This is a genomic window from Corynebacterium sputi DSM 45148 (assembly GCF_000427865.1).
Lineage (GTDB): Bacteria > Actinomycetota > Actinomycetes > Mycobacteriales > Mycobacteriaceae > Corynebacterium > Corynebacterium sputi.
Window position 1 is genome coordinate 38,657 of record NZ_ATYV01000020.1, and the last position, 26,612, is coordinate 65,268.

24 protein-coding genes and 1 pseudogene are annotated in these 26,612 nt (G+C 59.0%); 3 read left to right on the forward strand and 22 right to left on the reverse strand.

The window, feature by feature from the left end; translation table 11 throughout:
• Window positions 1–7: 7 nt before the first annotated feature.
• Together YWU_RS16425 and YWU_RS0110715 are read right to left on the reverse strand one after the other, a co-directional pair.
• Complete coding sequence (locus YWU_RS16425; protein WP_169718910.1) at window positions 8–517, reverse strand: hypothetical protein; 510 nt, start codon at window positions 515–517, stop codon at window positions 8–10.
• Window positions 486–863: a hypothetical protein gene (locus YWU_RS0110715; RefSeq protein WP_027020468.1), complete on the reverse strand. Its 378-nt coding sequence runs from the start codon at window positions 861–863 to the stop codon at window positions 486–488. The genes YWU_RS16425 and YWU_RS0110715 overlap by 32 nt, the downstream gene beginning before the upstream one ends.
• A 428-nt stretch (window positions 864–1,291) precedes the next feature.
• Between YWU_RS0110715 and mobF the strand changes: the two genes are divergently transcribed.
• Window positions 1,292–4,837 (forward strand): MobF family relaxase, encoded by a 3,546-nt coding sequence (mobF, locus tag YWU_RS16430; protein WP_051260281.1) that lies wholly within the window; start codon window positions 1,292–1,294, stop codon window positions 4,835–4,837.
• Window positions 4,838–4,886: 49 nt separating this feature from the next.
• On the opposite strand, the gene YWU_RS0110725 is transcribed toward mobF, so the two are convergent.
• From YWU_RS0110725 to YWU_RS0110810, 18 genes are all read right to left on the reverse strand, one after another.
• Window positions 4,887–6,248, reverse strand: a complete 1,362-nt coding sequence (locus YWU_RS0110725; protein ID WP_027020469.1) for a hypothetical protein — start codon at window positions 6,246–6,248, stop codon at window positions 4,887–4,889.
• The gene (locus YWU_RS17655) at window positions 6,248–6,751 is read right to left on the reverse strand and encodes a DUF4913 domain-containing protein (RefSeq protein WP_051260282.1); all 504 of its coding nucleotides are present in this window, start codon (window positions 6,749–6,751) and stop codon (window positions 6,248–6,250) included. The genes YWU_RS0110725 and YWU_RS17655 overlap by 1 nt, the downstream gene beginning before the upstream one ends.
• Before the next feature lies 1 nt (window position 6,752).
• Complete coding sequence (locus YWU_RS16440) at window positions 6,753–8,510, reverse strand: type IV secretory system conjugative DNA transfer family protein (protein ID WP_051260283.1); 1,758 nt, start codon at window positions 8,508–8,510, stop codon at window positions 6,753–6,755.
• A 1-nt stretch (window position 8,511) separates the two neighbouring features.
• Window positions 8,512–9,195: a hypothetical protein gene (locus YWU_RS16445; protein ID WP_034647718.1), complete on the reverse strand. Its 684-nt coding sequence runs from the start codon at window positions 9,193–9,195 to the stop codon at window positions 8,512–8,514.
• A gap of 301 nt (window positions 9,196–9,496) precedes the next feature.
• Window positions 9,497–10,060 (reverse strand): hypothetical protein, encoded by a 564-nt coding sequence (locus YWU_RS0110745; RefSeq protein ID WP_027020470.1) that lies wholly within the window; start codon window positions 10,058–10,060, stop codon window positions 9,497–9,499.
• Window positions 10,050–10,529 (reverse strand): VldE C-terminal domain-containing protein, encoded by a 480-nt coding sequence (locus YWU_RS0110750; RefSeq protein ID WP_156892811.1) that lies wholly within the window; start codon window positions 10,527–10,529, stop codon window positions 10,050–10,052. The genes YWU_RS0110745 and YWU_RS0110750 overlap by 11 nt, the downstream gene beginning before the upstream one ends.
• Window positions 10,530–10,543: 14 nt before the next feature.
• Window positions 10,544–12,226 carry a VldE C-terminal domain-containing protein gene (locus tag YWU_RS18810; RefSeq protein ID WP_034647719.1) on the reverse strand — a complete coding sequence of 561 codons (1,683 nt, stop codon included), beginning with the start codon at window positions 12,224–12,226 and terminating at the stop codon, window positions 10,544–10,546.
• Entirely contained in the window at window positions 12,223–14,277 is a 2,055-nt protein-coding gene (locus YWU_RS0110760; protein WP_156892812.1) for a hypothetical protein, read from the reverse strand. The genes YWU_RS18810 and YWU_RS0110760 overlap by 4 nt, the downstream gene beginning before the upstream one ends.
• A gap of 4 nt (window positions 14,278–14,281) precedes the next feature.
• A complete protein-coding gene (locus tag YWU_RS0110765; RefSeq protein WP_027020474.1) occupies window positions 14,282–15,805 on the reverse strand; it encodes an SCO6880 family protein in 1,524 nt (507 codons plus the stop codon).
• Window positions 15,802–17,574 (reverse strand): DUF2207 domain-containing protein, encoded by a 1,773-nt coding sequence (locus YWU_RS18235; RefSeq protein ID WP_156892813.1) that lies wholly within the window; start codon window positions 17,572–17,574, stop codon window positions 15,802–15,804. Before YWU_RS18235 ends, YWU_RS0110765 begins: the two co-directional genes overlap by 4 nt.
• The gene (locus tag YWU_RS17665; RefSeq protein WP_027020475.1) at window positions 17,571–18,395 is read right to left on the reverse strand and encodes a DUF8175 domain-containg protein; all 825 of its coding nucleotides are present in this window, start codon (window positions 18,393–18,395) and stop codon (window positions 17,571–17,573) included. Before YWU_RS17665 ends, YWU_RS18235 begins: the two co-directional genes overlap by 4 nt.
• Window positions 18,392–19,003, reverse strand: coding sequence for a DUF8175 domain-containg protein (locus YWU_RS0110780; protein ID WP_034647720.1), 612 nt, complete (start codon window positions 19,001–19,003; stop codon window positions 18,392–18,394). Before YWU_RS0110780 ends, YWU_RS17665 begins: the two co-directional genes overlap by 4 nt.
• Before the next feature lie 26 nt (window positions 19,004–19,029).
• Window positions 19,030–19,278, reverse strand: a complete 249-nt coding sequence (locus tag YWU_RS0110785; protein ID WP_027020477.1) for a hypothetical protein — start codon at window positions 19,276–19,278, stop codon at window positions 19,030–19,032.
• A complete protein-coding gene (locus YWU_RS0110790) occupies window positions 19,278–19,562 on the reverse strand; it encodes a hypothetical protein (protein ID WP_027020478.1) in 285 nt (94 codons plus the stop codon). The genes YWU_RS0110785 and YWU_RS0110790 overlap by 1 nt, the downstream gene beginning before the upstream one ends.
• Entirely contained in the window at window positions 19,562–20,206 is a 645-nt protein-coding gene (locus tag YWU_RS17670) for a hypothetical protein (protein ID WP_051260286.1), read from the reverse strand. The genes YWU_RS0110790 and YWU_RS17670 overlap by 1 nt, the downstream gene beginning before the upstream one ends.
• 51 nt (window positions 20,207–20,257) lie before the next feature.
• Window positions 20,258–22,492 carry a cutinase family protein gene (locus tag YWU_RS0110800; protein WP_084142113.1) on the reverse strand — a complete coding sequence of 745 codons (2,235 nt, stop codon included), beginning with the start codon at window positions 22,490–22,492 and terminating at the stop codon, window positions 20,258–20,260.
• Window positions 22,493–22,495: 3 nt separating this feature from the next.
• Entirely contained in the window at window positions 22,496–23,365 is an 870-nt protein-coding gene (locus tag YWU_RS0110805; protein ID WP_027020480.1) for a hypothetical protein, read from the reverse strand.
• Window positions 23,366–23,376: 11 nt separating this feature from the next.
• Window positions 23,377–24,522 carry a hypothetical protein gene (locus tag YWU_RS0110810; protein WP_156892814.1) on the reverse strand — a complete coding sequence of 382 codons (1,146 nt, stop codon included), beginning with the start codon at window positions 24,520–24,522 and terminating at the stop codon, window positions 23,377–23,379.
• Between the two features lie 231 nt (window positions 24,523–24,753).
• On the opposite strand from YWU_RS0110810, the gene YWU_RS16465 reads away from it, so the two are divergent.
• Both YWU_RS16465 and YWU_RS0110820 read left to right on the forward strand, forming a co-directional pair.
• Complete coding sequence (locus YWU_RS16465) at window positions 24,754–25,203, forward strand: helix-turn-helix transcriptional regulator (protein WP_034647723.1); 450 nt, start codon at window positions 24,754–24,756, stop codon at window positions 25,201–25,203.
• A gap of 81 nt (window positions 25,204–25,284) precedes the next feature.
• Entirely contained in the window at window positions 25,285–25,635 is a 351-nt protein-coding gene (locus tag YWU_RS0110820) for a hypothetical protein (RefSeq protein ID WP_027020482.1), read from the forward strand.
• Here the strand turns inward: YWU_RS0110820 and YWU_RS0110825 are convergent.
• Both YWU_RS0110825 and YWU_RS0110830 read right to left on the reverse strand, forming a co-directional pair.
• The gene (locus YWU_RS0110825) at window positions 25,632–26,150 is read right to left on the reverse strand and encodes a hypothetical protein (protein ID WP_156892815.1); all 519 of its coding nucleotides are present in this window, start codon (window positions 26,148–26,150) and stop codon (window positions 25,632–25,634) included. The two genes, YWU_RS0110820 and YWU_RS0110825, sit on opposite strands and share 4 nt — an antisense overlap.
• A 212-nt stretch (window positions 26,151–26,362) precedes the next feature.
• Window positions 26,363–26,612, reverse strand: a pseudogene (locus YWU_RS0110830) (integrase core domain-containing protein); the annotation flags it as partial.

Below are 26,612 nucleotides of genomic sequence, written 5' to 3' on the forward strand. Positions count from 1 at the left end.
ACGTTGTTCATACGTCGAACAGTGTGGGCTCATGCACCGGATTGTGCGGTGCGCGCGCTGCTGTGCGATACGCCTGCTCATCCCATCCATCTTTGACTGCTGCGCGCACATCGATAGAGCGTTGTGCTCTGGTGCGGTCAGAAGTGGCAAGACCCGGTCGAGTCCCGCGTGCGCGGCCACTCTGGCGGCCGTACGCCGCGTTGGCTGATTGAGATGAGGCAATGAGGTGCTCCGGGCCTACGCGCACACACAGTGGCTCATGACATCGATGATCGCCAACAATCTCTGAGTCAGAGATATCCACCCCCGAGAGCCAGAGAGCGAACCGGTGCGCCGAGATAGTGAACTGAGAGCCGTTGACCGTGAAGTTCACCCGCCCGTACCCATCCGGTGAGCTCACCGCTCCAGTGAAGATCCAACACCCATCAGCATCGGTGGACTTGACGACCTTCGACCAGAATGCACTGCGAGCTCTCAACGGTGCCTTAGACGGAAGAGCCCTCACGAGAGTCCTCATGCGAAGTTGCTTCAGCCTGCTGCGTGCGCTCCTCGTCCGCATCAGAGGGATCTGATGAGCCAGACGTGTCAGTGTCCTCATCGTTGTCCTTAATGAGGAAAGCGAGGTACCGGTTGACCTCAGCCATCGTCATAGCGAAGTCCTGCTGGATCTTCTTCTTCGTGATGCCAGCTTCAATTATGTCGGACATTGCCCACGCGATGTTCTCCTCGCGTTCAGCGATTTCATCCAGCGCGAGGAAGACCTTCTGCCTGCTCTGTTGAATCTGCTTCAGGCGACGTTCGTCCTCCTCCTGGAGGCGACGGGCTTTCTCTCTTGCTGCTTGCCGGCGATCTTTGATGCTCATGGCAGTGATCCTACCCAAAAACAAAAAACCAACGGCCTAACACTCACAAACTTCTACGCAGGAGATCGGTCAGACTAATGATCACCTTAGGGGATCGAAGATCGGGCCGCCACAAACGGGGAATGAAGAGCACACCAGTTTCAGGTTACGACGCACATGCACCAACGAGACAGTGCACATGATGGCGACAGTCGGAATGACCGCGATGAAGCCCCAATGAGCGCTCTACGGAGCCGACACAACTTGCCCGGCTGGTCCTCTTCGAGAACAAAACCACGATCCCTTGGATCTAGAAAAACCTCAAAGATCTGACACCACACCGTTGGCAGATATATCTGCTACTTTTCGGTAGGCTCTGACCTGCGGTAACGCCAAGGGGCACAGCGAACCGCTTCTCCAGTACGACTCAGCGCCCTAGACTGAAAATCATGATGTCCATTCGAGTAGTCAACGCAGGCGACGGTTACGCCTACCTGTTGCGCTCAGTGGCCACCAATGATGAGAGGACTGACAGCAAAACACGGCTCGGGGACTACTACGACGCGAAGGGAACACCACCTGGACGCTGGTTTGGTAGCGGACTTGAAGCCCTAAAGTCGGACGGGGCGAGCAACGGTAACACCGTCACCGAGGACCAAATGGCAGCGCTGTATGGCGAGGGTCTGCACCCGGACGCGGACGAGATGATCCGCGCCGGAGCCAGCGTCAAGCAGACCCAGTTGGGTCGAAAGTTCCCGCTGTACACCGGCGGCAACGACATGTTGAAGGCACTCTCTGCCGCTGAGAAAGCCTTCCGCGAGAGTCATGATCGCCGCCCGGATATGGCTGAGCGAAATGAGATTGCACTGGCGGTTGCACGCCCGTTCTACGAGAAGACCACCGGGTACGAGCACTCTGGTGCGCGGGAAGTGCTCGGTTGGGTCAACGATGTGAAGCAGAAAACCAAGCAGGCCAACTGTGGTTTTGATCTGACTTTTTCGCCGACGAAGAGCATCTCGGTGTTGTGGTCGGTGGCTGATGATGAGACCCGAAAGCAGATCGAGGCTATCCATACTTCGTGTGTGAACGACACCCTGGCGTGGATCGAATCGGACGTGCTGCGCACTCGATGCGAGATCGGTGGGGTGCAGCAGATCACGAAGACCGGCGGAATGATTGCCGCCCAGTTCACCCACTACGACACCCGCGCAGGCGACCCGGATCTGCATACGCACTGCCTTGTCAGCAACAAGGTGCAAGGACCGGACGGGGTGTGGCGCTCGGTGGATTCACGGATGATGCTCAAGCATTCAGCCACTGCCTCGCAACGCTACAACGCGATGCTGGCCGAGCGTTTGACCCAACAGATGGGTCTGTCCTTCTACGCCCGAGGAGGCGAGAACGGTAAACAGCCGACCTGGGAAGTCGCCGGAATTGACGAGAGAATCCTTGATTCCTTCTCCAAGAGGCGCGCCGCAGCGTCGGTGCGTTACGAGGAGCTGGCGAGCGATTACCGGCAGAAGTTCGGGCGCACACCCTCGCGCCGCACCGTCTACGACCTGTGGCAGCAAGCAGTCCTGGATACCCGCCAGCACAAACGCGAGGGCCTATCCCTGGCGCAGCTGCGGGACGATTGGGCGTCGGAAGCTGCGGAGCTCATGGGGGACTCAGAGGCAGTTGCGGACATGGTTGCCAGGTGCCGCACTTCCACCGATCAGCGCCCGATGTTCGCAGACAACGGCAGTACATCAGCGGCCAGTCAGCTCGCGTCTGTCGCAGATGCTTCCTTGGCTGCAGTGTCCGCCAGGCGTGCGGAGTTCTCCCGCCGACACGTTGATACCGCCATCTCCCAAGAGCTGCACGCCTTCCGCTTCACCAGCGAGCAGCACCGCGCACAGGCACACGCGGCGGCTCTTGAGACTGCGATGGGCCAGTGTGTGAGTCTGAATCCGCAGGTTCAGTGGCAGGTACCACAGCGACTTATCTCCGAAGATGGAACGGTTTTTGACCGCGATGCGGACCACCAGCGCTTCACACTGCCGGCCACATTAGAGGCCGAGAACACTGTACTGGACTCCGCCGCAGAGCCCACCGCGCACCTGATCTCAGGCGCTGCTGTTGATGACGCACTGGAACGATTCGCTACCGAGAAAGGGTTCTCGCTCAACGCCGGCCAGGCGCAAATGGTCCGCTCTTTGGGCACCTCCGGGATGCAAACCGTCGCTGGAGTTGGCCCGGCCGGCACCGGTAAAACGACCTCCATGTCCGTGCTCACCGACCTGTGGCGTGAGGCTGGGCACCAGGTGCACGCGCTAGCACCGTCAGCTCAGGCAGCGAAACAGCTCGGGGAGGACATCGACGCGGAGGCCACCACGTTGGCGTCCGTGACCTACCGGTGGCGCGGCACGGTCGGTAACAGACCAAGGGATATCAGTGCGTTGGGTGTGGATATTTCTGCCGGGGATATGCTGCTGGTCGATGAGGCCGGCATGGCCACCACTGATGATCTTGCGGCCATCGTTGAGATCGCTACCGCCACCGGAGCGGTCGTGCGAATGGTCGGAGACCCCCAACAGTTGGATGCGGTAGAGACCGGTGGACTGTTCCGCACCCTGTGCAAGCGCACCGATGCGGTAGAGCTGGATCAGGTCATGCGAGTTGGTGATGACACCGCTCAAGCAGAGGCTGGATTGAAGCTACGCCACGGTGATGTGGACGGGTTGGACTTGTTCTTTGAGCGCGGTTGGGTGCGCGATGGAGCGCGCTCAGAGATGCTCACTAAAGCCGCCCAGGCGTACCTGGAGGATGTGCGCCAGGGCCGCACGAGCTTGCTGATGGCGGCAACGAACGAGGATGTCAACACCGCTAACAGTCTTATCCAAGCCGCACTGATCGCTGACGGAACCATCAACGCTGAGGGCCCGTCGGTAGCTCTGGCGCACGGAAACGCAACAGCCGGCGACATGATCCTGGCGCGGCGTAACCAGTACATCGGAGAAGGAAACGACCGTCAGCGTGTGCTCAACGGACAACGCATGAGTGTTGTAGAGGTGCGGGAAAACGGGTCGATTCTGGCCAAATCCGAGGCCGACCGATTGGTGGAGTTGCCTGCCAGTTATGTGGCCGAGCATGTTCAGCTCGGGTACGCGGCGACGGTGCACCGCGCTCAGGGCGCGACGGTGGATACCGCCCATGCGGTGGTTGACCCGAGCGTGGACCGCAGGGCTTTCTACGTGGCGATGACCCGCGCCAAGCGCGAATCCCGTGCGTGGGTGGTCACCGATATCGCCCCGGATACCGAGGCCGAAGATGGCCACCAGCACATGAGTGGTGATGAAACACCGGATGCGCGCAGCATCCTTGAATCGGTTGTGTCCCGCGATACTGGCGCTGTCACAGCCGAAGAGATTCGTCAGGAGCTGCACTCCGAGGAGTTCTCTGATGAGCGCGCAAGCAGGCTGTACAAGGCGGCGACCGCTGCGCTGGCGCATGACTATGGGCTGGTGGTGGCGCAGCAGATTCTCGATGAGATCCCGGCGAGGATGGCGGATCAGATCAGCGATGTGCAGCGGGAGATGATTGCTCGTACCGTGGCCACGGCGACACTTGACGGAACGGATGTGGCAGAGCGTATGGCTACGGTGACGCGGATGAGCGGTACTGAGCGGGATGTGCCGGCGGTGATCGCCGCGCGGATCCGAGACCTGCCATCACAGCAGCAGGGTGATCTGGCGTGCATCGCACCGTCGCACGCTGGGGCTGATGCGGACCTGAGGCTGTTTGCCTGGGAGCTGCGGATGCGACTGGAGCACCCGGAGCCGGTACCGCCGGCAGAGCCGAGCGAGAAGGACAAGCTCCGCGCAATAGTCGACCAAGCCTTCGATGATGCGTTCAAGCAACGCGCCGAGGAGAACACTATCTTTGGTGAGGATGAACCTCTCTTTACGTCATCACTCTTCGAAGAAAATGAAGACGGATTCGACCTCGGCCTATAAAAATAGGGCGTGACCACTATTAGATAGTGATCACGCCCTACTTCAATATTTATGCCTCCAATGCCTCCTGGGAACCGACAGTCTCTTCCATCGACACGGATTCAAATAGGTCATCGCTTCCCATTGCATTTTCCTCTGCAATAGCCCCAGCGACATCAATATCGGCTAAAGGGTGCGCGAATTCCTCCGCTGCACTGGGCTCAGCCGAAACCGGCAACGAATATCCATCGTCAGAGGACTCAGCGAACTCACCCAGAATGCCTCGATCCTCACACCACTGGTCGTACTTGTCTGCAAACTCATCAACAGACTGGAGATAGTCATTGGCCTGATCGGTACTCATCGCATCCTGAGCCTCATCCAGATACGACAGATCCTCCATGCGCGCCATCGCACTCTGGATCTCCTCGGGAGCGCCCTCAAGGTGCGCCTCAGTGTCCTCGACGGGAGTAGCGAAGATCGGATTGTCGGCATACTCCGGAACATCACCGAACCGCTCATCGAACGAGGCAATCAGTCCTTTCCTGGTGGCGAAGTACTCCTGGTCATCCTCGATACTCTGCGCGGCCAGCATGTCGTCCATCCAGGAGTCATAAAACTGCTGGTTCTGCGAAGATGATTCAATAGCCGTGGCAAGAGCAGAAACAGCAGCTGCCGCCGCACCCGCCGAAATCGCCGCACCGACTAACCCAGAGCCGGACTGGCCTTGCTGAGACTTGTTCTGCTCAGCCTGACGCTGCGCCTGCGCCCGAGCCTTCTCGGCCTCTTCACGCTCGCGCTCAGCGAGCTGACGCTGCGTTGCCTGCTCCTGGGCCTTCTCCCGCTCAGCAGATGCACGCATACGCTGCATTTCCACAGCGCCCAATGCCTGAACATCACGCTCCTGCCGAGCCGCACGTGCTCGCGAGCGCAACTGCTCCTCAGACTGATCAGCCTGAGCAACCGAATCCTGGGAACGTGCGCGTTGCTGCGCCGCCTGTGCTCCCTGCTGTCCTTGAAGAGCTGCACTCTCCGCCTCTGATTGGGCCAGGCGAGCCTGCTGCACTGCGTCGATCATCTGCTGATCCTGCCGCTGCTGCACGATACGACCATTGCCCCAAATGTCTTTGCCCTCCAGTGACTGCATCCACGTCTTGGCGGTCTTGGGAAGTCCCCGATCAGTGAGCTCCTGGCCATACTGTTCAGCCTGAGCGCTCACATCCATCCCGTTTTCGCGCCTGAGTAGCGAATCTCGGTAGCGACGGAGCATCTGCCCTGGCGTTGCGCCCTTAAGCGATCGGTTCCGGGAGTTACGAGGCTTCGGTGTGGACCCTGCTCGCATCATGCCGAGGGCACTGCGCATCTCTCGACCTATTGTGCCGCTGACCTGCTCGAACTCATGGTCCACATCAATCATTGGGTTGTCAGACATTACTGCTCCTCATCCTTGTTGGTGACCTGTAGGGGCTGCGCCCTGTGGTGCTTGTTCTCGTCACAGCGCATGAACGATCCGTCTTTATCTGCCAACAACTTCATGTGAGGATCACCCACAGTGCGCAGCCACTGCTCTTCACCGGTTGCCGGCTTTTGCGCCACTGCCGACTCCCACGTGGTCCACATCAGGGTGAACCGGCGGACAACCTCAGGGTGATCCCACCACTTGGGACACCACGCACGGGTCGCGTTCTTCGGCCACATCATGCACACGTAACGATCAACGAAGTCGAACACGTCTTCGTACTGCGTACGTTGCGGGCTTCCCAGCAGCTCTTGGACCCACAGTTTCGCGCCGCGACGAGCAGCCTCAAGAACCATTTCCTCAAACCCAGGAGCATCGGAAATCCGAGCAACCTCTGAGATGACAATGTCACCGGCAATTTCTTTGAGCTTGTTTTGGAACGCGCTGTCGTAGGTCTGCTGGAATATATTGCTCATTTCACGCTCCTGTCGCAGTGGCCATGAGATCGCGGATCTCAGGGCTAAACTTTTGGTCCTTCACCAACACCGTGCGCACCAGCATCGGTGCAGCGTTCTGCGGAATTACCAGCGCGACACCGCGCTCGAGGGACTGCAGCTCTGACACACTGAGAGTCCGCTTCTCCGACACCTGAGTAGACGTCGATCCCGAACCGGCTCCATCGCCATGCGAGCGAGAGACACGGGCCTCCTCGTGATCGCCCACGATCTGGCTGAGCTCAGTCAAAAACCGCTCATCCTTAATGCCTCCGCCGTAGATCACACAGGAGTTGGTCATCATGTCCTTGACCGAATCCTCACCCCACACCCGTTTGCCCTGGGTGAAGGACTGCATGATCGTGGAGATAATGATCGAGCGAGAACCGTAGTGGGAGTACTTGTTCGAGAGCTGGCCCCACTTAACGGTGTTGGCCGCCTCATCCAGTGGCACGATCAGCGGGGTGGTCAGCCTGCCTCCGCGATTTTTCTCACCGAACTCCTCGGCAGCATCCATCAAGGTCACCAGAAGGATCAGCGTTAGCGCCGAAGCGCTGGTCGGGCCTTCCTTACTCAGCAGATACATCGTCGGTCGTTGGCCCCTTTGCGACTGCTCGATGAACTCATCTGCATCAAACCGGCGTTTGCCGGCAGAGGGAGTGACCCATTTGCGCACCATCTGCGGGTCCAGTGACTGCACCATCTGCACCGCGTTGGCGAACACACCTGAGCGGGTCTTGTCGGTGAGCTCATAGCGAGCACGCACGTTCGCGGCTTTCGAGCCCCAGCCGTGCCTCTGCAAAATCTCCACCGGCTCAGGGTCGCGCTCATTGCTCGACCACTCCATCACATCACTGATGGGCCGGTTATCCAGGCACGCTGCCAGCAACATGCCCGAGACCAGTGCCTGACCGCCCTCGGAGAACACGTCCTTCTGTGCGTTCTCGCTGTTCATGCCGGCATCGTCACGAAACAGCGACGCCAGAGCGTTCGCGGCGGTGTCCCACTCATCCTGTGGCCGCCGGCGAATGTAGTCCAGCGGGTCAAAGAACCAATCCGGCTCTTCGGTGGTGTAAATCCGCTGCGGATCAAACACCCAGCACGTCCCGAGCTGCTCGCGCAGCGCCAGGGTGTCATCCACCACGTCGCGCTTATTCGAGGAGGTGATCACACCACCGGGTGCGTGGTAGATCTGCGGCATTACCTGCGTGGTGGTCTTTCCTCGCCGTGCTGCCCAAAAATGCGTGGTCAGCGTCTCGTAGTCCACCCAAATGGGTTTGCCAGAGCCTAGTTCCCTGCCCAGGAACACCCCTGGTGCCGACTGCTCTGGCAGCTCCAGGGCCATGCGCTTAGACGCCGCGGCCGCCGAGCGGTGCGACATGGATTCGATGTCTTTGCGAGAGGCCAACCACCGGGTGCTGTGTCGCACCGAACTGCCGGGCTTCTTCGTGCGACTTTTGCGAAGGCGCACCATGATGAAACAGACCCCGCCGATGACCAGAATCAGAGCCAGCGCCACTGCGATGGCTTCGGCGGCTCCGAATCGCACATCCCCATCGAGGATCTGCTTGAGCATGGCCACCGGGTTCACCGAGACAGCCTGATCGTGGCCACCGATCATCGGGGCAGCACGCAGCGCCGCCCAGATCAAAAACCACAGGCCGATAGCCCCGAGTAGAAGCCACAGCATGGCCCAGTCGTTGCTGGCGGGTTGGCGCATATTGCGCACGTTGGTGCTCATCTCACTGCTCCTCAACCAGTTCGGTCAGGTCGTTGTCCTGCCACTTTTTAAAACCCGGTGCCGATGCCACATCCACGGCCCTCTCATCGTCCGGGTCAACCAGAACGTCCACGGCCATGGAGAATCGTGCGCCGTCTTCTTTGAGCTTGTGCTCGTCCAACTCGTGACAGGTGGTGGTGATGATCACGCGGCCACTGTCATGGCCGGCGGCCTCTAGTGCCTTGCTGGCCAGCCACACGGCCTTGTTCGCCGCTGACTGCTCAGCGGAGATCAGATCCCCTGCGGTGCGGATTCGGTCATCGTCAAAGAACCTGCCGTACCAAATCGGCTCGTCATCATCGTTGACCACCGCGAACGCACCAGATCCGTCTTCTCCTTCAACTGCCCCTGACCACAGCAGCACGCTGGCCACATCGTCGGAGCTCTCTTCGATCTTCTTGATCTGTTCAGCTCGAGCGGCTTTCTGACGCTCAATGCCGACCTCGCGGCGCTTGTCGTAGTTCACGCCGACTTTCATCAGCGAGCGCTTGAACTGTGCGAAATCACTGCCGTTATCCCAGCCCTGCTCGTTCGCGAATTCTTTGAGCGGTTCGTGAGTCTCAGCGGCCTTGAGATCCTTCTTGTTGTCCTTGACGATCCCGTCGATGAGGTTCCACCGGTCTTTAACGTCCTGTGTGATTGCCATGGTGATTATGTCCTGTTCTGCTATGAGGTGATGTGATGTGCTATCGGGTTACGAGGTGCTTGTCGTCGGGGGCCTTCTATCCCCCGCTTAGATCAGGTGAGCGCGGATGATCTGGTTCTTCAGACAGTTCTTCTGAGGACACCAACGCAAAGGCTGCGACGGTGGTAAGAAGATGAGATCGAGACATCGGCATTGCGACTCCTTATGTGAAATGAAAGAGGATTTAGAGACGAGTCAAAGAACGGTGGGGACCTGCTTCGGGTGAAGGAACTCATCGTCAAGCGGCAAAGATTATGTGTCGCTAGTACTGCACAGAGACATATTCGAGACGTTCCAACTTCCACATATCGTCTTCAATTATCATGTGCGCATTAACAACACCCTTCGAGTACGGGGTAGAGGTGCCATCTGCGTGAAGAATCATTCGTGATACATCGAGAACGACAGTTCCCTCTTCGTCATTGTCAACAATTTTGGGACTTCCCTTAGCCGGAGTAGCTACAGTCTTCACAACATCTCCCGCGTCAGCCCAGATATCCCAGTTATCAGGGAGTTCATCTTCCGGGTCCGCTGAGTTGAGCCATTGCAGATATTTCCCCGTCAATCGGTCTTCAATTTGCTTTGACGAATCTAGTGCCGATTCTTGTTCTGCTGGATAGAGCGTCCACACAGTCGACACTGCTGCAATTGCGGCATTCTCGGGATCATCACGAACCGGGTCTATGCCCTCGATGCCATGATCGTGGTGCCCGTGTTCATCTATTTCTTCGCTGCCGGTCAGAACATTCCATAGAAATACTCCAACGACGAGTAGGGCAAGTACACCTACTAATGCTGTGATGAGCACCTTCTGATTACTCTGCATCGCTGATCACCTCCTTATCGGACAGAGCAATGAACAGTCGCGTGCGATGGTTATCCCAATCCGATCCACGATCTTCCATCTGCTGTGGTTCACCTACTGCGGGAATGTAGGACTGATCCCACATCACGTACTCAATTCCAAACCTTTCCGCGTCGTCAATCAGGTAGTCCACGGTGTTATCTACGATCTCCCGGTCGAAGCTGTGTTCTTCGTGCTCTGGAATGATGATGATTCCGTTGAGCCTTTCGTCCGGACTCTGAAACAGCGAACTGGCCTGACTGATGGGCAACTGGCTTCCGACGTGGCTTTTCAGCATCTCGGCATTGTGGACCCACTGTCGATCTGCGGTACTGACGAAGGTGTCTTCTTGATTTTGTGACGTATCCGTCATGGCTGAGACTGACCAACCGCCACAGAACCCACATACTGCCGTTGTCAGTGCCACCGCTGTCGTTGCTTTCTTATTCATGATGAATCCTTTGTTTAGGTCAACTGCCGTGCAAACTGTGGCGCGCGTTCCGGGATAATTTTTACGTATTCCAGCGTTTCCGCGTTTTGTGCTACTCCACCTGCGTTGAGTGTGGATCCAGGGCCGGCGTTGTAGGCAGAGAGCATGAGTTCAATATCATCGCCTTGAATCCGTCCTTCTTTTTTCCATGCCTGTGTCATGTCCCAGTTCTCGCAGAGGTACGCACCGGATGCCATTAGCGCATCAGGAATATGGCGTGGGTCTCCAGACCCTGTGGGACCTATTCGTTCTCCGGTCGTTTCATCAATCTCAGCACCAATCCCAGGCCACGTACCAGGCATGAATTGAGCAGGACCCATCGCTCCTCTATGCGACGTTGCAGAAGGTTGAAACTGCGATTCCTGGTAAATCAGAGACGCCAAAAGCGGCTCGGATACCGCTTCACACTGTGCTGCTCCGAGGCGAATCCATTTGATGTATTCCGGTGGGACACTTCCATCATTAAGAGTTCCGTCCACATGGAGGTGTACGCATCCTTCAGATGCTGTGCCACTGGCTGCACCGGGAACTGCCGAACCTCCCTCTGGCGCAGTGCCAAAGGATTGGCCTCCACTTGGATATCCACTTCCCTCGTGGACAGTGACGTGAATGTGGTCAAAGTGATTCTGAGTCAGATCACCTCGGTCATCCATCATGTTCGGTGTTCCTTCAGCTGGGATATATTGCTGTCGCCAGATGAAGTACTGAATATTGAAGTAGTCCCTGTTCCCGTAGAGGTATGCGAGGATATCGTCTCCGAGTTGCTTTCCCTGGGCACTTTGAAAGTCCGGGATCATGATGTCCACAGCGCGCCCTGACGGGTGGTCGGGGTAGTCGTCGTATGGTCTCCAGCCGCCGATGGTTTCCAGCTGAGGGAACCGCGCTGCCACTGAACGGCCAATCCTGACCGAATCGACCTGCATGTTGGCTTCAGCAAAGCGCGGGTCGGGCTGAAGTTCACCTCCTGAACGGCGACTTTCCGGCGCACCCAGAGGGCTATCAGCCCTGGTGTCCGTATCGGAGTGTTCTTCCTCGTCCACGGCCTGGTCATCATCGTCACTGGGCTGCGGTGCTGACCCTGGTTCGACCGCGTTGTTCAACCATGGATTGGGGTCGACTTCGATGCCACCGGAAAGACGACCGCCCTCCCATACTTCCCAGTGCAAATGAGGACCGGTGGACCGCCCATTACTTCCCTGGTCAGCGATGTGCTGTCCTGCTTTGACCTGATCTCCAACAGATACATGCACGCCGTCATCCCACATGTGCCCGTACACGGTGGAAATCAACTTTCCATCAATCTGGTGATCAACGATGATCCAGTTTCCAAAACCCGAGGCGGGTCCAGCGGCACTTACCACCCCGTCGTAAAAGGCATACAACGGTTCATCAGCCTGGGCTGAGGCGATGTCGATTCCACGGTGTCCAGGTCGGCTCGCGCTCTTGTACTGGCTGGTGATTTTCGACATCGCATCTTTCATCGGCAAGGAGTACGCCCCATCAGGAACTCCGCCGACCGTTCCCCCGCCAAGTGAACCCCCGCTGTCAGACCCTGTGATGCTGCATTCCTCGGCACTGCTGACAAGAAGAGTGATGATCAGCACCAACAACAACACGATGCTAAGAATCCCGGCGATTGCGAGTTTGGCCCCTTTCATGTCAGATCACCCTGGCCTGGCTTATTCATCGCATCCACCGCGTCATAGCGCTTATTGGTGTTGTGCACCCCTGAATCGACTTCAGCGGCGACGAAGGACAGGTGGAAGGGAATGCCAGGTCCACGCTCACCGACCTTGATCAGGAAATTTCCGGTACCAGGTGCCGGCGGTGGCTTTTCGCCAGGGCGCACGCCATTGCCGGTCAGTGACTGAGGAGCCGACCAGGAGGTGATCATGTATTCCTCCTCATCGGAGATCTCCACGACACTGCGCAACCTCGCCACTTCCTTCGCCGGCAAAGCGCCAAGGATCTTCACACGAGCACGCTCAACCAACCCGGTGGCCTCATTGCGTGTCTGTGCTGAATCAAAAGCATCGAAATCCACGATGGAGTGGGTAATCATGATCAGCTCAGTGCCCAGTCCACGGTTCAACCTCGAGAGCTGGTTGACCTTGGAGACCATCGCCGGGGAGGCATTGAGCACCTGCCAGAGCTCATCCATGATCACCTGGAAGGTTCTCTTGGGACCCATGCCAGCATCAGCGAGCACGTGCGCGGCCTCCACAGTGCCGAATCCATCTGACCAGCACGTCAGCAGCACTGCCGCACGAAGCGAGGACGCCTCCGAGTGCGGGATCTTCGAAACATCCACGCAAATGGCCGGCGCATCCAGATTCAACCGGGTGGTGGTGTGATTGTTGAAGATCTCACCGAACTCACCCTGTAGAAGCGCTCGCAGAGACCGGCGCAGACCGCGGACCTCATGCTTATAGTCAGCCACCGCACGGGCCTGCTGAGCCATCAAATCCGCCCGTACGCTCTCCTCGAGATCATCCCAGGAGCCCTCCGGAGGCACGTCAACTCCCGCGTCCTCCATCAGCACCGGGTGATTGCTCTGCAAAATGTCGTAGAGATCTTGCAGCAGCGGTGGGTTGTTCTCATCGAACTGCTTCAGGTTGTACAGCAACTTGATCGCAGAGGCGATCATCGTTTCCTCGAAGTCGTTGACCTGGTTTTTACGCACCAGCTGCACCAGCGAGCCGATCATCATCTGCTGACGCATCTGCACATCCAGGCGCACCTCGCGCGCTTTAGCTCGCAGCTCCTCGATCTTCTCCTCGCGCATCTGCTGATCGCACTGCCACCACCGGGTGGCGGCCACCCCGTGAAGATGTGTACCCACCGCAGCCTGTGCCACCTCATCGGTCTCATCTGCATCGATCACCGCCTCCAGGGCCGTGGCCGCAGCCTCCAGCTGCGGAACCACCCGTCCCAGTGCGCCAACGTCCAGGGGGTTCAGGTGCCCGAGCCCATGGCCGAGCTGCACGATCTGTCCGCCGAACGCCTCAGTCTGATCGCGAAAATCCGGCTTGGCATCACCGAGGACCAAAGAGGTGCGCTTTTGTGCCACAGCACCGGTCTGCATCCGCCTGATCAGCGAGGACTTACCAAAGCCATTTAGAGCAAGAACCAGAACAATCGGCGCGGTAATAAAGCCACCGCGCACCATCCAGTTGGTCGCATCGAAGTGCACCGAAGCTCCGGTGAGCAGGTGCTGGCCCACTGGGGTTCCCACCACCGGCGAGCCTGCACCCAATGCCCACGGGTAAAAACCGGCCAGCACATCGGTGGTGGCACGAGCCTCGATGGTCGAGCCGACCGCGAAGTCTTCACCACCGCCGTCGCCATCGCGCCCACGCGCACTCAGCGGTCGCTTAGGCCGCCAGGTTTCACCGAGCTTTTCTTCCTCAATACGGTTGCGTGCGTGCTCATCTCGGCGCAATGCAGCCCGAGCATTCACTGCCTTAAAACCCCGACCAGAGGCGAGCTCGTAGAGCTCCTCGCGCCGCTGATCAGACAACAGCTGCGGCTGGGCCGTCTTCTTCTGCTTCTTCTGCTTAACCGGCTTGTGCGCCTTCTTCGGCCCCTGCGCAGAAGATCCTCGCTTCTGTGCAGGCCGCTTGCCCTGATGGGTGGGCTTGCGCGGGGGATTCTTACGAGCACCAGGGCGCTGCACGGGCTTTTTCGCAGTCTTTCTCGGCTGGCTCATGGCACTACCCCTGCACCATCGTGGCTGCGTCCTGGTGCTCCGGGATCAGCAAACCGATCCCGAGCCCTGCACCGAAGGAGAACTGCTGGTTGGCAAACCGACGCCGAATGGTCAACCGCGCCTGCTGGGTCAGTGACTTCACAATGGCCTCAACGTTGGGCAATTCCGACTCACGGAACATGTTCTTGTCTTGAGCCGAATCAGGTGCCGGCACCGTGACCGTGATCAGCACACCGAATCGAGACAATCCGTGACCGAGCGCTTCTGCCTGACGGGCGATCTCAGCGGCGACCTCTCGCTGCTCTTTACGAGCAGAGGCCACACCCTTGCGCTGGCGCTCCTGTTTGGTGCCCTGGCGTGCATCAATAGCGTCCTTGTCCACGATGGAGGCAGCCTCACCAGCGGTATGCGGACGGTAAATCACCGAGATCCGCTTACGGGTGATGTCCGGGGTCTTAGAGACCAGACCAGCAAGGATTCCGGAGGTGACATAGCCTCGCGGCGGCTCGCGCATCTCCCAGGTCGTGGAGATCGCACCATCATGGTTGTAGTAGTTCACTGACTGGCTCGCCGCTGCCGGGCCAGCATCGTCCCACGAGATCTGGTGGCCCTCAGCGGTGGTATCAGCCAACTCCACATCCAACTGAGTGGAAGGGTCGTAGGCGCGCTTGACGAATCGGATGATCTCATCAGGGTTCATCGCCTCCGAGCGCAGTCCAGCCGCACCCATCTTCTTCTGCAAGATCGGAATGCGCCGGCCAATTTCGGTGCTCATCTCCAGCGGATCAGAGCGCTTGGACGTGGAGGGCCGAAAAGTCAGCGACATCCGCGCTTCAAAGTCCAACCCTTGAGTGGACTGCTGCTCAGCAGCCTGCACCAGAATTTCCTGCGCCAAGTACGGCGCGTCATCATGGACCAAACTGGCCACCTCTGAGCGCACCGTCACCCCGGTATCGGGGAACGTCTCGATAGTGGCCACCGCCCCGGCGATATCACCCTCATTGCCAAGGTTTGCCAGGAAAGCTCCCCACATATCCACCCAGGCATCGGCGGTGTCGCCGTCGACGAGCTCATCTCCCTGCGGCCACACTCGGAAAACGATGGTGTATTCACCAGCGCCGGGGTTGTAGATCATGCCGAACGGTTGGGCACCAACGGTGGTTCCCTCAAACATTTCAAACTTCGACAGTGCGCCGGGAAGTTTGTAGTTGCCTCCAGGAATTGCCGAGAACGGACCGGAGCGGTACGTAGTCTTTCCCTTTTTCTTTGCCCTGTGAAAAGCCATAGCCAAATACACCCATTCGTATAATGTGCGCCCCTGCGGGCGAATAATAAGAGCGACGCCGACAACGAAACCGGCAACCAATATCAGCAGCGCTGCCCAAACCCCAAAAATGGCGAATGAAAGAATCACGCCGATAATCCAGCCGAGGAAGGAATACGTCATCGGTCCGGTCAGACCGAACATTCCCTCTGACCGAGGAACGGTCCATCCGCCATACGTGCGAACTGTGCGTAGATTGCTCATCGTGGAATGTCACCTGTTCCTGGAGGTCGGTTTGCGTGGGCCAGTCGATTCACCGGCGGAGACGGCGTGTGAGCGGCCGCTCCTGCTGCCGCGTGTGGGGTAGACACCGCTGCGGACCCGGAAGAGCCCGGTGCGCTGGACAGTCCTGCACCACCGCCGCCGCTTGTACTTCCCGCTCCGGCAGAGACCGCCGCGCCCTGGCCAGAGGCCGCGGACGAGGACGAATCAGATCCACCGGAGCTCACCCGGCCACTGCCGCCGCCGCTGGAGCCTCCGGCAGAGCCACCACCTGCACCACCGCCACCTCCTCCGCCTCCGGCTGCTGGAGCAGAAGCTGCTGCTCCACCGCCTGCTGCGGCATTTGTCGGTGACACACCACCACCACCGCCACCGCCACCACCGCCGGATGCGGACATAGCCGCTGCTCCCCCACCGGAGTTCGGCGCAGTGGGCACCGGGCCACCACCGCCACCTCCTCCACCACCACCACCGCCGGATGCGCCGCCACCCATGGAACTGCCGGCCATATGCCGGGAGGACGGCCCTCCTGCGCCGCCGCCCATCTTTCCCTTGGTAGCGACCATTGCACCGGCTGCGGCCATACCGGCGGCAACCTTCATTCCTGAGCCGCCCTGGGGTGCTTGAGCTGCTGGCGGAGCAATCAGTGCCACCAACGATGGCAACACCAACACCGCCATGGACATGATGATCAAAGCGCCTAAGACAGCCTCAGTGTCGTCCTCTTCGATGTTGCCGATAGTCCAAAACGCGATGGCATAGACCAGCGCCGCAGCGGGTTTGAACAGGATCAACGCAATGGTCCAGGCTTTGGCCTTGCCCCATGCTTCCTTGCCGTTTTCCAAGCCACCGGCAGCGGCGATCACCGGCATGATCGCAGCGAGAATGATCAAAAATCCCATGCGCACGTACAACAGGACCAGCTGGATCACCGAGGTGATAATCACCAGGATGGCCACCAGAAGCACGATGGCAGTCCACCCGCCGGAGGAGGCCGTGGCTGCATACATCCAGGCTGTGGAGACCGACCAGTTCTCTTCGACCACACCGGTGACAAATCCCCTGGCCGCCTCTGAGGCGCTGCTGGAGGACTCTTCAATCACCCACGCGGAGAACGCATCTCCTGCCTGGGTGGCCAGCACCACGATGGGCACCCACATCGCGGAGGTGAACATGATGCGACCGATCGTCATCATCGAGTCCTGGGTTGTCTCCTCCAGGTCACGGGCGCGTCCCAGACCGAACTTCAGACCCACGAACATCACCGAGGCAATACCCAGGCCAATCTGGATGAAACTGGTGTACTCATGAACCTGGCTGATCAGCGAGTTTCCATCGGGCTCGGCTGCGGAAATGAATACATTGGAGGGCATCTGCGCCCAAAACGTCATCAAGCTAATAAGCATTTGCAGTGAGGATTCCGCGAAGGAGCCGACCATATTGGCAAAGGCACTACCGGCTACAGAGGAAACCGCATCTCCAACGCCGCCGACAGCCCAATCCCGCAGTTTTTCTGCCGCGTTTCTGTCGTCCTCCTCTTCCTCGTCCTCTGAGGTTGCAGCGGCATCATCAGAGTCCGACGAATCCTCATCATCGGCACTAGAGGAGGTGCTTTCCTCGTCATCAGTGGTTGATGTGGAGGTGGTCGAATTGGGGTTGAGCAAATCGTTCTGGGGAATAGCAGATGCTGGTGCTGCTACCGCCAGCATGAGCAATAATCCGCCAATGAGCGCTGCGAGGAACCTTCTCATCGCAATGCCCATCGCACAGCACCCGGATCCAGCGACCGAGCAATTCCGGCCTCTCCACTGGTGGAGGTATCAGAATGCAAAGGAATCCACTGACCATTGCTGTACCGCAAATCCATGTCATAGGTCAGGTAGAAGTCAACATCGTCCTTATGATCTCGAAAATACGCAGTCACTCGGGCATAATCGCCATCCCACGCGGTAATTTTGTATGCCTCTGCTGCCGGCATACTAAGCATTTCGTCAGAAAGGTTTCCGCCGGTCTCACCACGGGCCATGCGCTTGCGGCGCTCAATATTCTTCTGGGAGAACCCGTCAGCCATTGCCGCGTAGTCATCCACCACATCGGTGTCTTCAGTCCACATCGTGGCAACCCAGTGCGCGGCGGCAAGGCCCGCGCCGGCACCGGACTGGGAAAAGCCGGTGGGCAACGTGCCGTCAAACCCGGTGGGACCGTCAGTGGTAGAAAACGGCACCGGCATTCCGGTGCTGCCGACATCGGTGTACTGCATCACCACACCTTCCGGGGCGATGAGCTGGGCAGACGGATCAGCCGGATCGCGTTTGGTGAGCCTCTCCGAGAGGATCTGACCTCGAGAATCAACCGGGAAGTACACCATCGTTCCCCAGCGATCAGCGGTTTTGCCTGCCCACTGTTCAGCCTGAACCGAGTCCTCACCATCGGGGTGTGTGGCAGGGGCAGCGGTAGGCGAATCCTCCGACCCGCGAGCGAAGAACAGCACCAGGCCCGCCACCACCAGCACGGCTACGAAAATCAACGCGATCACACGAGACTTGCTCAACCAGGTAGTCGACTCATTCATGGGGTGACCTCCAGCATTGCCTGCGGAAGCTCCTCGATGGCCACTACCTGGCCCTGGCCGGATTCTGGCAACACGATCTGCCAATCCTGTCCAGACCAGGTCATGTCGTAGGTGTTCTGCGCCAGCGAATCATCCGGGTACTGCGTGAAGACCTCCACCGTTGCCTGCTCGGCGGAGTAGTCCTGCGCAATGAGGCAGCCACGCATGGTTGGTATCGCCTCAGCATCAAAACCATCGATGCTGATCTGCGCTCGGTTCACTGAGTAGATATCCCGGCCAGCCCCAGGTGCGAAGGCCAATCGTGCTGCCTCACCCCAGCTCTGGTCAGAGGCAGCTACCGCACGCAGCGGGTGGTTCATCGCAGCCAAGCACGCCCCCTGCGGGGACTGCTCGAAACCCTGCACACCCACGCCACCGGCGAGGTTGTGCTGCTCGGGCCCGTGCGCATCAGAGACCGGCAGCTGCACACCGTGCACATCCACCCAGCTGATCTGCTCCGGAGCGGCAGACAAATCCACCACCGTCTCCTCCTGCTCATCAGAGCCGCAGCCAACCAGCACGGTCAGTGCGATACCTGCAATCGCGGTGATTTTCGTATTTCTTCCCATAGCCATTCCTTAGCTGTTGGTGAATGTCACATTGCCCAGGTGACCCAGGAGGCCGCCGATGCGGAAATAATCGCGCCGAATAAAGTGGCAATGAGCCACACACCAGATCGGGGCAATTCTCCATTCCCCTGGTGCTTTTCAAACCCCATCGACCCGCCAATAACCACGACAACGACGACGAAGATGGCAAACACGATCCATGCAGCCCAACTCAGGAGCACCCGAATGGGATTCATGACCTCTGCCGGTGGGGTCAGCGCGAGCAGCTCAATCATTAGGACCACGCAAAGGCCATCAGTGACCCGGCGATAGAGGAGATCACGCCACCGACAATGGCGAACATGATTTTCTTCGGGGTCTGCGCATCCCCACCGGACTGCCACTTCTCATAGCCCATCAGCGCACCTGCGATGACGATGGCGACGATGCCGCCAACGAGTGCCATCCAGCCGATAACGTTGACCAGCTCCAGGATCTTGTCTGAGCCCGGCGGCGGGGTCGGAGAAATGTTGATCTGCTGCGCGAGGATTTCTCGCAGTGCGGTATTGGTGGTGTTCATTACTTTTCCTTCTCTCGTGTTCCGATTGCCTCAATGAGGTCAATTCCCAGGGATAAAACATCTTTGGGTACCGTCTCGGTGATATCTGTGGACCACCGTCGACGGGTTTTGTCATCCGCATAGCGAAAATCAGCGAATGTATCCGGAGTGGCTTTTCTCAAATACCGTGTAGGGGTGGATGCATATTGGTCATCCCAATCGATGCGCCAATGCGCATCTGCAGCTGCGGAGACCAGTTTGAGTTTTTCGTGCACTTCTCGGGGCATTCTTTTATCTGTCCAGGACGGCACTGCCTGCCTGGTAATCAGCCCGAGGCATTCGGAGTTGCCGGCACCGCGAGCGCGGTGCTGCACCAGCAGGTGATGAGCGGCAATCAAGCCGTGCAGCGTTTCGCTGGCCACGACCACCGCATACGGTGATTCATCCTCGAATCCTCCTGGCCAGGCACGCCGGGAATCCCCGGCCATGCCGAGCTGGAGCGACAGTGTGGTGACACCAGCGCCTCCGTGAGCGCCGACCAGCCACACCATCGGGGCTTTGCCGGAGTGAGCGATTGGCTCACCGTGGATCTGCGCGCAGTCCTCTTTCGATGGCAGGTTGTAGCCAATAGGCGCTGCGGGTTGTTCGTTCAGCACTGCTGTCACCTTCTCTGTCCTTATCTCTATGTCCTCGAGCTCTGATCAGCGATCAGAGCTTCAGGAGTCCTCGTCCTCATCGGTGTTGCGCGAGCCAACACCGGTCGGCACATCGGATTCACCCGGTTCAGTGCCCGAATCCCAGGTGCCATACATCTGCATTTCCTCGCTGCGCTCCTCCATCGAGGTGGAGGGAGCCTGCGAGATGCTGGAGGTTGATTCGGTGCTGGCCGAGGAGCTCTCACTGGACTGTTCAGCCTCAGTGCTTGACTCGACCGAGGAGCTTTCGCTGCTCTGAGTCGACTCATCGAGCTCCAGGGCTTCCTCGCCTTCGTTCTCGCCACCGCCGGTGGCATCAGAGACAGAGGCCACGACCCACTGGCGGGTAATTTCCAGGGCGCTCTCGCCGGTCGGACTCATCGGCACCGACTGGTAGGAGGTGTGCTGCATCCCGTGCTGCCAGTACTTGACGTTGGTCGCCATCTCAATCAGGCCCCGGTTATCGGCCACCTCACTCTGAGCTGCAGTGACCACCTGCTGAGCACCATTGACACCAGCAGGAACCAGAACCGACGCGGTAGCCCCTGCCGCCTTAGCCGACAGCACCGCCAACCCGGCACCTGGATCAGCAAGACCGACCGAGGCAACCTGAGCGATGGTCTGCGGCGTCAGCGTGCGCTGAGCGATGGTGCTGGCAGCGTTAATGCCGACGATTCCGAGCTTGCCGATAGCGCGCAGCGGGTTCGATCCATCGGTGTTCTCCACCATCGGCCCCAGCAATGCCGAACCGATCTTCAGATCCCCACCAAGGACAGAATCATCCATGGTGAAGGGGCCCTGCCCTACCGAAGATGGCGAAGAAGCAGAGGAGCCGGTCAGGCTGCCGAGCAGGTCCACGCCACCGAGCGAATCGCTCATACCGGTCAAACCGCCAGCAGACGCCGCCTGCGGTGTGTCGGTCGTATCGACCTGGCCCAGTGAGGTATCAACCTGCTCCTGTGCGGTGGCTCCCAGCGTTTCTGCTGAAGCGCCGGCCTGATCGCCCACGCTGTCCAGCGAATCCATCGCGGTATCGGTCAGATCATCGCCTAGGCCTACATCAATGCCAGTCACCGGAGCGCCCTCATCGCCGGAGGAGTCCGCCACACGCGGCTGGCTCGCGCCGTTTTGATCACCGGTTTCGGTGGCCATTTCCAGGCGCTGAGAGATAGAGGTCGTCGGGGTGTACGTCAGAGTTTCCAGCGTCTCCCCATGCACATCCTCAGCGATGACATCCATACCCACCTCAGCAGGCACCAGTGCCATCGAGTCAGCCATGCGAGAGATGATCGACACCGGATCTTCTGGAGTCAGCGCCAATTCACTGCCGACCTTGGCAATTGCCCTAGCCAAAGGAGCATCTTCAGGCATTGCGCACACGATGTCGCCGTCGATGCACCAGCTGGCGATGCGACCGTCGAGGTCACCGAACGAGGCAATGCGGTAGGACGCCGGCAGCGGTCCGCCGCCACCGGGCACCTGGGAGACAACCTCAGGGATCTCAGAGACAGCATCGCCGTCAGTGCCCGGCACCGCATCAGGGCGAGTTGCACTGTCGGTGCCCACAAAAATGGGGGCAGCATCAATGCGGGTCGGGCTACCAAACAGCGAGCCACCGGCAATCTGATCAGCAGAGACAACCGAATCACCGGCGCCGACCTGTGCCAGGAACCGACCGGCAACATCAGCTCCCTGGCTGTAGCCGGAGACGAAGATCTTCGTTTCCGGGCACTGGCTGGTGATCTGCTCAGCACGATCGGTCAGCTCTGCGACGCCGCCGTCAACTGAATCGCGGTAGGCCTTGTTTCCGTGGGGCCCTGGAAAACCCATGCCGGAGTTGTATGGAATGTATTCGCGCTTAAATCGTGCGGCCTGGGAATCATCTCCGCCAGCCTGGTTAAACGCGGAGGAGTACAGCCCTCCGATAAAACCGGCATCAGCATCTCGCGGTGCATCCTCGCGCGATCCTCCAGTGGCCTCCACACCCAGGGCGTAGATCGCCGGGCATTCTCCGGAGATCTCGATGGGCTTAGCAGGCTCCGGCGGAGCCTGCTGTTCAAGATCAGATAGATCTGCATCGATGTCGTAGTCAAAGCCACGATCTGAGGTCTCCCCCACATCGAAGCTGCCCAGGTCATCAACCTGAGCTGTTGTTGGTTTTGGTGTGGACTCCACCGCAGCAGCTGGCGCGGCGGTAGCAACCAACGTTGCTGTTGCCGCTGCCGCCGCTAATGAAGTCCGAAGCACTCTACTCATGAGTTAGCTCTCTCGGCTAGAAATGGATTCGATTCGAGCAGCGCCATCGGCCCACTCGAACTCATATGTCTGCTGGTGACTGGTCTTCGTCCCCGACGGAAGCGTCACGGTCGTATCCACTGAGGCAGTACTCTCAGTCAGCGCCGAGGTCTTGGCACACCAACTAGAGCCAGCAAAGTCCGGCAAGAGCTCATCCCAGGCCTGCTCAGCAAGGTAGGAATCCTCCGCCACCGTCTCCAGCAGCCCTTGGGCATCATTGGAGTAATAAGCGGTGTTAAAAGCGACAACCACTCCAGCTAAGGAGTCATCAGAGGCCGCCGGCATTCCCTCACACGGGGTACTCACAGGAGTTGAGCTCAAAGATGCAGAGGTTGATTCAGCAGAATTGTCAACGACCGAAAACCGCACATCCTGCGCTTGTTCCTGCTCCTGCTCGCCGCTAAGAAACCATGCGGCACCACAGCCAAGGACAACAGCGCCCACCACGGCCGCGACAACATACCGGGGACTAATCGTGGGCAATGAGGGAAACGACAATCGCCGACGAGGGGCTTCGTCCTCGTCCCAGTCGAGCTCATCGTCCCAGTCGTACTCATCAGAGTCGTCGTACTGGTAGTGCTGCTCCTGGTCGAAGTACTGCTCATCCTCATCGGTCAGATCCTCGAGGAATTCGGCATCTGATCCGGAAGATTCATAGTCCAGCCACTGATCAGCGTCATTTCGCCACGATGGAGCCTCAGCGATCTGTTCAGTGCTCTCGCTAGAGTCCTCACCGGTGCTGGTATCGGATAATTCCTGGTCTTGGTTGCGCGCAGCAGAATCCGCCGACGATGACGATCCTTCCCACGCACCAAATTCCTCACGCCACGACATGGGAAATCCCCCTAGATGTTGGCCTGATCAGCGTCAGGGCTCTGCACGGTCACCGTGTTGTCGGCAAGGTCCACCTGGACCGCCTCGTGGGCCACCGTGGCCTCGGCGGTGATCTCCTCCTGGTTCTGCAGCGGCTCTGCCTGGGCCACCTCAGCGGTGACGGTGACCTCACCGGCATCGACGGTGGTGCTCATCGGCTCCTGCACGGCCTCATGAACTGCCGTGACAGCCTGGTCGTAGTGCTGCTGCACCTGCTCAGAGACCTCCGCGGCCTGATCGACGCGCTCATCTCCCACTGCTTCACGCACAACATCATCGGCAGCGTCATTAACCTGCTGCTGTGCTGCTGCGCCTGCCTGCTGCGCCTTGTGTACCGGCTCATGGATGATCTGCTGCGAGGCCACCACGGTGATCTGTGTATCTGCGATGGAACCGTCAAGGTTGGCCTGAATGAAGCCATCTTCATAAGCGGTGAGCTCTGCACGTCCGGCGACCACCGGTGCCTTGCCATCCAGCGATCCGGTAAGCCCACGAGGCTCCGACTCGGCGGATTTGCCCTGATCATCCGACTCTTCAGCTGCCTCTTCTGACAGCGACTGAGTCTGGTCAGCCTCAGTTGCTACCGGTGCTTCCTGGACCTGGCTTGCGCTCTGCTGCTCGCTGGCATCCGGGTTCTGCGAAGCAGTCTGGGCCGGTGCCGGCTGGGCTGCCACCGGTGCAGTTTCAACCGGCTCAGCTGACGCCGGGGCTTGGCTAGTTGCGCTGGAGGCTTCCTCGCGCGGCTGCGCTGGTGCTTCGGTACCTGCCTGCTCAGTTGCCTCAGGGACAGAAGACTCCTGCTCCTGGGGAGCAGCTGGAGCTTGGGTACCGGGCTGCTCTGTGGCCTCTGGTGCTTCGGTTCCTTCCTGCTGTGATGGCGGTGCGCTCTCGGACGGATCGGTACCTGGCTGCACCGACGGCTCGGGCTGCGCCGGGGCGCTTTCGACCGGAGCCTCAGTGCCTGGCTGCACCGTGGTCGGCGGCGCTTCGGTACCTGGCTGCGTCACAACCGTGTCCTCATCCGGCGTTGCCATCGCTGATCCAATCCCAGCGAAAGCCCCCAGGGCCAGGGCCGCGCCTCCGACGGCGGCACTGATCCCTACTCGTGTTTTTCTCACTCTGACTGTCCTCTCCTAATGGGCAAAATGCCCTCTGTGCTGGTTCTTCTGAAAAGCAACTCAGCAAAGTTCAGTTTACTCCCTCAGTTTATTCCCTTCAAGAGTTCATGCTGAATATTGCCTTAGTGCCACGTGAGATAATAACCCCGAGCAAGACCGAACACGAAGGTTGGCAAAAAAGATCAAGCTATAAAGTGTGTGGATGAACCTAAAGGGGAACTGAACAACCGCATGAGCGAGCGCAATAAATCCATTACAGATTTCGACAGGAACGCCTTCGTCGAACGACGCAAGGAGCTGGGTTACTCCCGTAACGACCTCGCACGCCTTGCTCGGGTGTCTGCAACCACTGTGCGTGGATGGGAACTCGGCATTGCCAAACCCACTGCTCGATCGCTGGCTGCTGCAGCCGATGTGCTCAACACGACCATCGAAGATCTCATGCTGGAGACCAACGCACCGCCCACGCTGAGCACTCTTCGGCAAAGATGTGGACTGACCCAGCCAGACCTTTCAGAAGCAACTGGCATTGGAGCATCCACTATCAGCAGAGTTGAGCGAGGCGAGACTCCGCTGACAGAAGAGATGACAGAGGCTATCGCTGACGCTCTCGGGGTAGCACCGCTACAAGTCACTATCGCTTGGAACATTTCGGCAAACAGGCCCCCAGGCAAGCTTTAGGCAAGCTTTCCCTGAAAACCCGGCGCTGACTAATAGGATAAAATTGGTGCTTTATGGAGAACATACGAAGGGAAGAAAATCGTGGCTGACGTACCCTCGCTGATCGAACGAGTGCACTTTTTCATCGAGTACATCTTCCCCCCGTCTCTGGGTCGGCCTTACACCTCCGATGAAATCGCCGCTGGCATGACCTCGCAGGGGCTTATCACCCCACCTGAGCGATTCGAGGAGATCCTCCAAGACAGCGGCGCGCCTCTCAGCGCCCAGGAGGCAGAGGCCTTTATGCACTTTCTCGGCGTGGACTCTCGCGCGATGTTCCCCAGGAACGCCGCAACGTGGGATCAACATCGAACGATCATTGAGATCACGCATTCGCAGATGATTAACGACTCCATGGTCGTGTACCGCCGCCGAGCTCCTCGGTCTAACTAGCCAAGAACAAAGAAGAAAACTGGAAACGCAGTCAGGCCTGCAATAGCGCCAGCAACAACCTGCTTGAGCGTGTGATGGGAAATTTTCGTACGCGACCAGGCCACAACTGGTGTCGCCATCACCGGGATCAGAGCCCATGGGGATAGCAAGGACACCCCTAGCCACCCGCCAAGCCATACAGCTACATGCATCGACGGTTTTTTCTTCAATCCCACGGTGAGTGCCCCGGCAAACACTACGAGCCAAATTTCAGCGGCGAGCAGTGCCGTCAATGGACGAGAAATACCGACAACAAGGCTAAAGGCGACAGCCAGAACCAGGCACAGACCAATAAACGCAAACACGGGCGTGCGGTCGGACCTGCTGGTTACATGCCATCCACTAGCAATCTTGCCTCGGTGGTTTAGCCAGCTAATGGCGAGCCCTGGAAGCAGACCTGTCAGCGCTCCAATGGTCATTCCCCCGACAAGGTCACCGGAGAGCGCACCGATCACAGTGGAGATCACGGCGACCACCCACACAGGCGAGACACAGTCTGAAATCCACCGAGCAAGAACAGTCACGTTATCGTCATCTTCCTTAGTTCCTTGTCGACCTGAGCAAGACAAAAATACGGGGACTCCCGGATACGGCGAAGATCCACTGGTGAGAGATTTCCGGACAGGCCGGCGACCACGAATGCCGCAACACGCTCGGGTCTGCTGCACGGATAGGTGACAGGTTCTAGTCACGCAGCCAGTGCGGCTGGCGTGTTCATGATGGCCTCGAACTCGATCGGGGTCAAACGTCCGAGGCGGGGTTGGCGACGGCGCCGATGGTAGGTCCGTTCGATCCAGATCACGATCGCGATGCGCAGCTCTTCTCGGCGGGTCCAAGTGCGGCGGTCGAGGACGTTCTTCTGGAGCAGGCTGAAGAACGATTCCATGGCCGCGTTATCGCCGGCAGCGCCGACTTTGCCCATCGATCCGACCATGCGG